The sequence below is a fragment of the Pseudomonas sp. NPDC085632 genome, assembly GCF_044541255.1.
GTDB lineage: Bacteria > Pseudomonadota > Gammaproteobacteria > Pseudomonadales > Pseudomonadaceae > Aquipseudomonas.
The window spans coordinates 74,597-82,992 of record NZ_JBITSX010000022.1 but is presented as its reverse complement, the minus strand read 5'-3'; the positions used below and the strand labels follow the sequence as shown (position 1 = coordinate 82,992).

The 8,396-nt window shown below is 58.7% G+C and carries 6 protein-coding genes and 1 pseudogene; 5 read left to right on the top strand and 2 right to left on the bottom strand.

Going from position 1 to position 8,396, the window contains the following annotated elements:
* On the bottom strand, positions 1–178 hold a 178-nt coding region (rpsB, locus tag ACIF4X_RS16020; RefSeq protein WP_397482881.1), incomplete at its 3' end, for a 30S ribosomal protein S2.
* Between the two features lie 373 nt (positions 179–551).
* On the opposite strand from rpsB, the gene map reads away from it, so the two are divergent.
* The 4 genes from map to ACIF4X_RS16000 all read left to right on the top strand — a co-directional run bounded on the left by map (position 552) and on the right by ACIF4X_RS16000 (position 6,220).
* Entirely contained in the window at positions 552–1,334 is a 783-nt protein-coding gene (gene map, locus ACIF4X_RS16015; RefSeq protein ID WP_007908857.1) for a type I methionyl aminopeptidase, read from the top strand.
* A gap of 41 nt (positions 1,335–1,375) precedes the next feature.
* Complete coding sequence (locus ACIF4X_RS16010; RefSeq protein ID WP_123594889.1) at positions 1,376–4,078, top strand: [protein-PII] uridylyltransferase; 2,703 nt, start codon at positions 1,376–1,378, stop codon at positions 4,076–4,078.
* A gap of 44 nt (positions 4,079–4,122) precedes the next feature.
* Entirely contained in the window at positions 4,123–5,322 is a 1,200-nt protein-coding gene (gene dapC, locus ACIF4X_RS16005; protein ID WP_397482879.1) for a succinyldiaminopimelate transaminase, read from the top strand.
* 205 nt (positions 5,323–5,527) lie between these two features.
* Entirely contained in the window at positions 5,528–6,220 is a 693-nt protein-coding gene (locus ACIF4X_RS16000; protein WP_397482878.1) for a M12 family metallopeptidase, read from the top strand.
* On the opposite strand, the gene ACIF4X_RS15995 is transcribed toward ACIF4X_RS16000, so the two are convergent.
* On the bottom strand, positions 6,213–7,844 hold the full coding sequence (locus tag ACIF4X_RS15995) for a Na+/H+ antiporter (protein WP_397482877.1): 1,632 nt from the start codon (positions 7,842–7,844) through the stop codon (positions 6,213–6,215). The genes ACIF4X_RS16000 and ACIF4X_RS15995 overlap by 8 nt on opposite strands.
* Before the next feature lie 346 nt (positions 7,845–8,190).
* Here ACIF4X_RS15995 and ACIF4X_RS15990 point away from each other — a divergent pair.
* Positions 8,191–8,396: pseudogene (locus ACIF4X_RS15990) on the top strand (arsenate reductase); the annotation flags it as partial.

Sequence of the window (8,396 nt, the reverse complement as noted above, 5' to 3'; positions counted from 1 at the left end):
GACGCTCTACGAAAGTCAGAGCTTCGTTGAACATTGGCAGGGTTTTTTCAAGGTTGATGATGTGAATCTTGTTACGCGCGCCGAAAATGTACTTACCCATTTTCGGATTCCAGTAACGGGTTTGGTGACCGAAGTGCACACCGGCCTTCAGCATATCGCGCATATTGACTTGGGACATGATAGTTCCTTAATAAGTCGGGTTTGGCCTCCACGTATCCCAATGACCAACCAGTGGCATAAAGCCAAAAGCACCCAGGTCATCGTGTCGACACGTGTGTGGATTTAAGCTTTTCGGGGTATCCCCGGAAAGCGGCGCATTTTATACCACAGGGTGCGCAGAAACGGAACCCGGAATCTGTATTCGCACCAAGGACATGGGCGCAGCCCCCTTGGAATCGGCCCCGAACGCACCATTGTATAGAGAGAAGCGATGCACGCGGGCGCTGAATTGCGCCGTGCGTCTGTTAGAATCGCGTTTTTCAGGGTCGCAAAACGCACACCTGCCACCCTATTCGTATCAGCAAGCGCCGCCGAGCGCAGAGAGAGCCTGTATGACCGTCAACCTCAAAACCCCCGAGGACATCGCTGGCATGCGTGTCGCCGGCAAACTGGCCGCCGATGTGCTGGAAATGATTGCCGAACATGTCAAACCGGGCGTCACCACCGATGAGCTGAACCAGATCTGCCACGACTACATCGTCAATGTGCAGCAAGCCATCCCTGCCCCGCTCAACTACAAGGGCTACCCGAAGTCGATCTGCACCTCGATCAACCACGTGGTCTGCCATGGCATCCCGAACGACAAGCCGCTGAAAAACGGTGACACTCTGAACATCGACGTCACCGTGATCAAAGACGGTTACCACGGCGACACCAGCCGCATGTTCCACGTCGGCGAAGTGCCGGTGTGGGCCGAGCGCCTGTCGCAGATCACTCAGGAATGCATGTACAAGGCGATCGAAATCGTCAAACCTGGCTGCCGCCTCGGCGACATCGGCGAAGTGATCCAGAAGCACGCCGAGAAGAACGGTTTCTCGGTGGTTCGCGAGTTCTGCGGTCACGGTATTGGCAAGGTCTTCCACGAAGAGCCGCAGATTCTGCACTACGGCCGTGCCGGCACCGGCATGGAACTGAAGGCCGGCATGACCTTCACCATCGAGCCAATGATCAACCAGGGCAAGGCCGACACCAAAGTATTGGGCGACGGTTGGACCGCGATCACCAAAGACCGCAAGCTGTCGGCTCAGTGGGAACACACCCTGTTGGTCACCGACACCGGCTACGAGATCTTCACCCTGCGCGCCGACGACACCATCCCGCGCGTCTCGGCCTGATCCACACAACGCTCCCAGCCTTATAGAAGGAAAGCCAATCGATGCCGCAGGTGGATCCCGAACTCTTCGACCGCGGCCAGTTCCAGGCTGAACTGGCCCTGAAAGCGAGTCCTATCGCGGCGTTCAAGAAGGCGATCCGCCAGGCTCGCGAGGTCCTCGACACACGTTTTCGCCAGGGTCGCGACATTCGCCGCCTGATCGAAGACCGTGCCTGGTTCGTCGACAACATCCTGCAAAAGGCCTGGGAGCAGTTCAACTGGAGCGAAGACGCCGACATCGCGCTGGTCGCGGTCGGCGGCTACGGTCGCGGTGAGTTGCACCCGTATTCCGACATTGATTTGCTGATCCTGCTGGACAGCGCCGATCACGAAGTTTTCCGCGACTCCATCGAGCGTTTTCTGACATTGCTGTGGGACATCGGCCTGGAAGTCGGCCAGAGCGTACGCTCGGTCGATGAATGCGCCGAAGAAGCTCGCGCTGACCTGACGGTGGTCACCAACCTCATGGAGAGCCGCACCATTTGCGGCCCCGAACGTTTGCGTCAGCGCATGCTCGACGTTACCAGCACTGCACACATGTGGCCGGCCAAGGAGTTCTTTTTGGCCAAACGTGCTGAGCAGAAGGCCCGTCACCACAAGTACAACGACACCGAATACAACCTGGAACCCAACGTCAAAGGCTCGCCCGGTGGCCTGCGGGATATTCAGACGATTCTGTGGGTGGCCCGACGTCAGTACGGTACCTTGAACCTGCGCGCCCTCGCTGGCGAAGGTTTCCTGGTCGAGAGTGAAAACGCGTTGCTCGCCTCCTCCCAGGAATTCCTCTGGAAAGTGCGCTATGCCCTGCACATGCTGGCGGGCCGCTCCGAAGACCGCTTGCTGTTCGATCATCAGCGCACCATCGCCGGGTTGCTCGGGTTTGAAGGTGACGACGCCAAACAGGCCGTCGAAAACTTCATGCAGCAGTATTTCCGCGTGGTGATGAGCATCGCCCAGCTGAGCGACCTGATCATCCAGCATTTCGAGGAAGTCATCCTAGCCCCGGAGGACGAAGCGCCGCCGCAGCCGATCAACTCGCGCTTCCAACTGCACGATGGCTATATCGAGGCACGCAACGACAACGTGTTCCGCCGCACGCCGTTCGCCATGCTCGAGATCTTCGTGTTGATGGCCCAGCAGCCGGAAATAAAAGGCGTGCGCGCCGACACCATTCGTCTGCTGCGCGAGCACCGGCACCTGATAGACGACAATTTCCGCAACGATATTCGCAACACCAGCCTGTTCATCGAGCTGTTCAAGTGCAAGATCGGCATCCACCGCAACCTGCGCCGGATGAACCGTTACGGCATTCTCGGGCGTTATTTGCCGGAGTTCGGTTTTATCGTCGGGCAGATGCAGCACGACCTGTTCCACATCTATACGGTCGACGCGCACACGCTGAACCTGATCAAGCACCTGCGCAAATTGCAGTACACCCAGGTTTCGGAGAAATTTCCGCTGGCGGCCAAGCTGATGGCCAAACTGCCCAAGCCCGAACTGATCTACATGGCCGGCCTGTACCACGACATCGGTAAAGGCCGGCATGGCGATCACTCGGAAATCGGCGCGGTCGATGCTGAGGCGTTCTGCCAGCGTCATCAGCTGCCAGTATGGGACAGCCGCCTGATCGTCTGGCTGGTGCAGAACCATTTGGTGATGTCGACCACCGCGCAGCGCAAGGACTTGTCCGACCCGCAGGTGATCCACGACTTTGCCTTGGCTGTCGGCGATGAAACCCGTCTCGACTATCTCTACGTGCTGACCGTGGCCGACATCAACGCGACCAACCCGACGCTGTGGAACTCGTGGCGCGCCAGCCTGTTGCGCCAGCTCTACACCGAGACCAAACGCGCCTTGCGCCGAGGCCTGGAAAACCCGGTGGATCGCGAAGAGCAGATCCGCCAGACCCAAAGCGCCGCGCTGGATATTCTGGTGCGCGGCGGCACCGACCCGGACGACGTCGAGCAGTTGTGGGCGCAGTTGGGCGATGACTATTTCCTGCGCCACACCGCTGGCGACGTGGCCTGGCACAGCGATGCAATCCTGCAGCAGCCGGTCGATGGCGGTCCGCTGGTGCTGATCAAGGAAACCACCCAACGCGAGTTCGAGGGTGGCACGCAGATTTTCATTTATGCACCGGATCAGCACGACTTCTTCGCCGTGACCGTGGCTGCCATGGATCAGCTCAACCTGAACATTCATGACGCCCGGGTCATCACCTCAAGCAGCCAGTTCACCCTCGACACCTACATCGTGCTCGACAACGAAGGCGAATCCATCGGCGACAACCCGGCGCGGGTCAAGCAGATCCGCGAAGGTTTGACCGAAGCCCTGCGCAATCCCGACGATTACCCGACGATCATCCAGCGTCGCGTGCCGCGCCAGCTCAAGCATTTTGCCTTTGCGCCACAGGTAACCATTCATAACGACGCGCAGCGTCCGGTGACCGTGCTGGAACTGACCGCGCCTGATCGCCCGGGCCTGCTGGCGCGGATCGGCGGGATTTTCCTCGAGTTCGACCTGTCGCTGCAGAACGCCAAGATTGCGACCCTCGGCGAGCGGGTGGAAGACGTGTTCTTCATCACCGACGCCCACAATCAACCATTATCCGACCCGTTGCTGTGCAGCCGTTTGCAGGATGCGATCGTTGAGCAACTGAGCGTCAATCAGGAACCCGATATCAAATTGTCGCGCATCAGTATTTGATGGTGCCCCCGGATCCAAATGGCTTTGCGAGAGACCCAGCCCCAATGAACAACGCTCTGAACCAGCTCCAGCCGTACCCGTTCGAAAAGCTCCGCGCCCTGCTCGGCACCGTGACCCCGAACCCGGACAAACGCCCGATCGCCCTGTCGATCGGCGAGCCGAAACACCGTTCGCCAAGCTTTGTCGCCGAAGCGCTGGCCAACAGTCTGGATCAGATGGCGGTGTATCCGACCACCCTCGGCATTCCGGCGCTGCGTGAAGCCATTGGCGGCTGGTGTGAGCGTCGTTTCGGCGTGCCAGGCGGCTGGATCGACCCGGCGCGCAACGTGTTGCCGGTCAATGGCACCCGTGAAGCCCTGTTCGCGTTCACCCAGACCGTGGTCAACCGTGGCGACGACGCACTGGTGGTCAGTCCGAACCCGTTCTACCAGATCTACGAAGGCGCCGCGTTCCTTGCCGGGGCCAAACCGCACTACCTGCCATGCCTCGACGAGAACGGTTTCAACCCGGACTTCGACGCCGTTTCGCCAGACATCTGGAAACGTTGCCAGATCCTCTTCCTCTGCTCGCCAGGCAACCCGACGGGCGCACTGATCCCGGTCGATACTCTGAAGAAGCTGATCGCTCTGGCCGACGAGTACGATTTCGTGATCGCCGCCGATGAGTGCTACAGCGAGTTGTACTTCGATGAGCAAACCCCGCCGCCGGGCCTGCTCACTGCGTGCGTCGAACTGGGCCGCAAGGACTTCAAGCGTTGCGTGGTGTTCCACAGCCTGTCCAAGCGCTCCAACCTGCCAGGCCTGCGCTCCGGTTTCGTTGCCGGCGATGCCGACATTCTCAAGGGCTTCCTGCTGTATCGCACCTACCACGGCTGCGCGATGCCGGTGCAAACGCAACTGGCCAGCGTGGCGGCGTGGAATGACGAAGTGCATGTGCGCGCCAACCGTGCGCTGTATCGCGAGAAATTCGATGCGGTGCTGGAAATTCTCAGTCCGGTGATGGACGTGCAGCGCCCGGATGGCAGTTTCTATCTGTGGCCGAACGTGCAAGGTGATGACGCCGCGTTCTGCCGCGATCTGTTTGAGCAGGAGCACGTGACCGTGGTGCCGGGCTCGTACCTGTCCCGTGATGTCGATGGCGTCAACCCCGGCGCTGGCCGTGTACGCATGGCGCTGGTTGCACCGCTGGCAGAATGCGTCGAAGCCGCCGAACGGATTCGCGCCTTTATCACCCGTCAGCAATAAGTCGTATTGGCCCGCGCCAGGCAATCTGGCGCGCGGTTTTATCACCGCGATACATATCCAGGCAATTACCGGCTTCCTACCCGTCCTCTCCAAAGATAGTCTTCAGATGAACAGTGACTGTAACTAACAGTCGCGGCCTATCGTTTCAGAAAAATACTTCCGGACACCACTATAAACACCTCATCAATCAATATGGATATTGATCATGCACCATTACCCCTTCGTCAAAATGCGCAATCGCAACTTCACCTCAGGAGAACGTCACAAGCGTTCTATCGCCTGTTCCAACCGGTTATGGGACAACGCCAGCATGGTAACTTTTTCATTCATGGAGGATTTACCCGATGAATTGGCCTACCGGATCGAACGAATAATTCGCCAATGGGAACCCTTTGTCAGCCTGACATTTGCTTTGGTCGAACAAGGCCAGGGACAGATCCGTATCGCCCTCAACGGCGAAGCAAACTGGTCGGCAGTCGGCACTGAAGCGTTGGAGCTCGACCCCGAAGAACCTACGCTGGTCATTCAGACTGATCCGCAAAACCCGCTGTTTGAAGCCACGCTGCTGCATGAGTTCGGACATGCACTGGGGTTTCATCATGCTCATCTGCATCCCGATGCCAATATTCCATGGAATATAGAAGCTGTGTACGAGCACTTCAGGGAAATTCAGGGCTGGAACCCTGATGAAATTGAACTGAATATATTCCGCCTCGACAGTTGCGACATGACTTCCAGAGGAGAATACGACCGCCTTTCCATCATGCATTATCCGGTAGCAAACTTTATGACCCACGGCAACTTCGAGATTGCCTTCAACCTGAAACTCAGTGACAGGGATAAACGCCTGGCCAGGCAAAGTTATCCCGCCATTGATTATCGGGCTCAGGTTATTTGATCTGTCCCAAGTTGGCCTCACTCAAATCCAGATCGGCCAACACTTCTCTGAGGACGTCATCACCGATCTGGTGATGGCGACTAAGGCTGTAGAGCTCCAGGCGTTGCGCCCTCAGCGCCTTCAGACGCAGGCGACGCTCGAGCAGATCCATCTGGAACGCCAAGGCCTGGGCTTCGGCGGAATCGTTGAAGACATCGAGCTGATGGCGATACTCGGACATGATCCGCGCTTTCAACTCGGCCGACAGCGCAGCTTGAGCAGCGTCCTGCGGGGTAGTTTCCTCGGTTTCGAGCGCGTGAATCGCCGCCTCTGCGGTTTTACGCCACGCGTCACGGACTTCCTGGCGCCGTTTGTCATCCGGACTTTTCTCGATGCCTCGCAACAACAGCGGCAGCGCGATACAGGCTGAAACCAGCGACAGCAGAATCACCCCGGCGGCGATGAAGATCAGCAAATCACGCTCGGGAAACGCATCCGCCCCCATCAACATCGGCACCGACATCACACCCGCCAGCGTCACCGCGCCACGCACGCCGCCAACGGTCAGCAGCCAGCAGGAGCGCGCGGTCGGTACTTGCGTCAGCTCGCCCTTGCCGCGCAAACGCCGCAACAGCACCGACAAACGCCAGATGCTCTGCACCCAGATAAACCGCAGCAACACCAACGCAAGGAAAATTGCGACGACATCGAGGCAGCGATAAAACAGTGTTGGCCACAACGTCGGCTCGTGGCTGACCACGGCTTTGATGATGTCCGGCAATTGCAGGCCGAGCAGCAAGAAGATCAGCCCGTTGAAGGCAAACTCCAGCAGCGACCAGACGCTGCGATTAAGCAATCGGGTGCTGGTCTGTCGTGGCAACAGATCGAGCCAGCTCTGCATCATCCCCGCCGCCACGGCCGAGAGAATGCCAGACACGCCAAGACGCTCGGCCAGCACATAAGCCGCGAACGGCAGCAACAACATGAACACCACGTGAGTAGCCGGATCATCCCAGCCACGCGCGATCATCCAGGAACGCAGGCGCCCTACGAGCCAGCTCAACGCCACACCGACCGCCAACCCGCCGAGCGCCACCACGACAAAGGTCAGGCTGGCGCTGGTCAGCGAAAACACGCCGGTGATGGCTGCGACCAAGGCGAACTTGAAGGTCACCAGACCCGAGGCATCGTTCATCAGCGCCTCGCCCTGCAATATATGCATCAACGGAGTCGGCAAGCGGTTTTGCGAAATGGCCGACACCGCCACGGCGTCCGTAGGCGACAACACCGCCGCCAAGGCGAAGGCCACCGGCAGCGGAATGGACGGCAACAACCAATGAATGAAGTAGCCCGCGCCAACCACGGTAAACAGTACCAGCCCAACGGCCAGCGTCAGTATCGGCCCACGCAGATGCCAAAACTCACGTTTGGGCATGCGCCAGCCATCGGAAAACAACAATGGCGGCAGGAACAGGAACAGGAACAATTCGGGATCGAGGGCCACGTGCAGACCGAGGGTCGGCCAGGCGAGCAAGGCGCCGGCGGCGATCTGGACCAATGGCAGCGGCAACGGGATGACCCGCCCGACCAGACGCGAGACGCTGACCAGCATCAGCAGGATCAGGACGGTGTAAGCAGTTTGCATAAAGCGGAAATCTCAGACAATCGACAGCGTTGAACTGCCATATTAGCCGCTTAGGATGCGTCTGACCGTTGCACCTATGTCGCACTGTCGGAACGCAGTCCCCTTGTGGGAGCGAGCCTGCTCGCGAATGCGGTGGATCATTCAACACTGATATTGACTGAAACGGCCCTTTCGCGAGCAGGCTCGCTCCCACAGGTTTTGCAGCGTTACGACAACCGTGGCCGACGAAACCGTTTGGTCATGGCATAATCCGTCACCATTTTTCTCCAGCACCTGTAAAGGGGGCAATTCCTTGACCGTTTCAAGTAAAACGTTGCACCTTTTCGGCATCAAAGCCTGCGACACCATGAAAAAGGCGCGCACCTGGCTCGATGAACACGCTGTCAGCTATGACTTTCACGACTACAAGACCGCCGGCATCGACCGTGAGCACCTGACGCAATGGTGTGACGAACACGGCTGGCAAACGGTGTTGAACCGCGCAGGCACGACCTTTCGCAAACTCGACGACGAACGCAAAGCCGATCTCGACCAGTCGAAAGCCATCGAACT

Bases quoted from the DNA above. Each gene is read 5' to 3' on its own strand.
- ACIF4X_RS16000 (WP_397482878.1), top strand. From the start codon at position 5,528: ATGCACCATTACCCCTTCGTCAAAATGCGCAATCGCAACTTCACCTCA.
- ACIF4X_RS15995 (WP_397482877.1), bottom strand. From the start codon at position 7,844: ATGCAAACTGCTTACACCGTCCTGATCCTGCTGATGCTGGTCAGCGTC.
- ACIF4X_RS16010 (WP_123594889.1), top strand. From the start codon at position 1,376: ATGCCGCAGGTGGATCCCGAACTCTTCGACCGCGGCCAGTTCCAGGCT.
- dapC (WP_397482879.1), top strand. From the start codon at position 4,123: ATGAACAACGCTCTGAACCAGCTCCAGCCGTACCCGTTCGAAAAGCTC.
- map (WP_007908857.1), top strand. From the start codon at position 552: ATGACCGTCAACCTCAAAACCCCCGAGGACATCGCTGGCATGCGTGTC.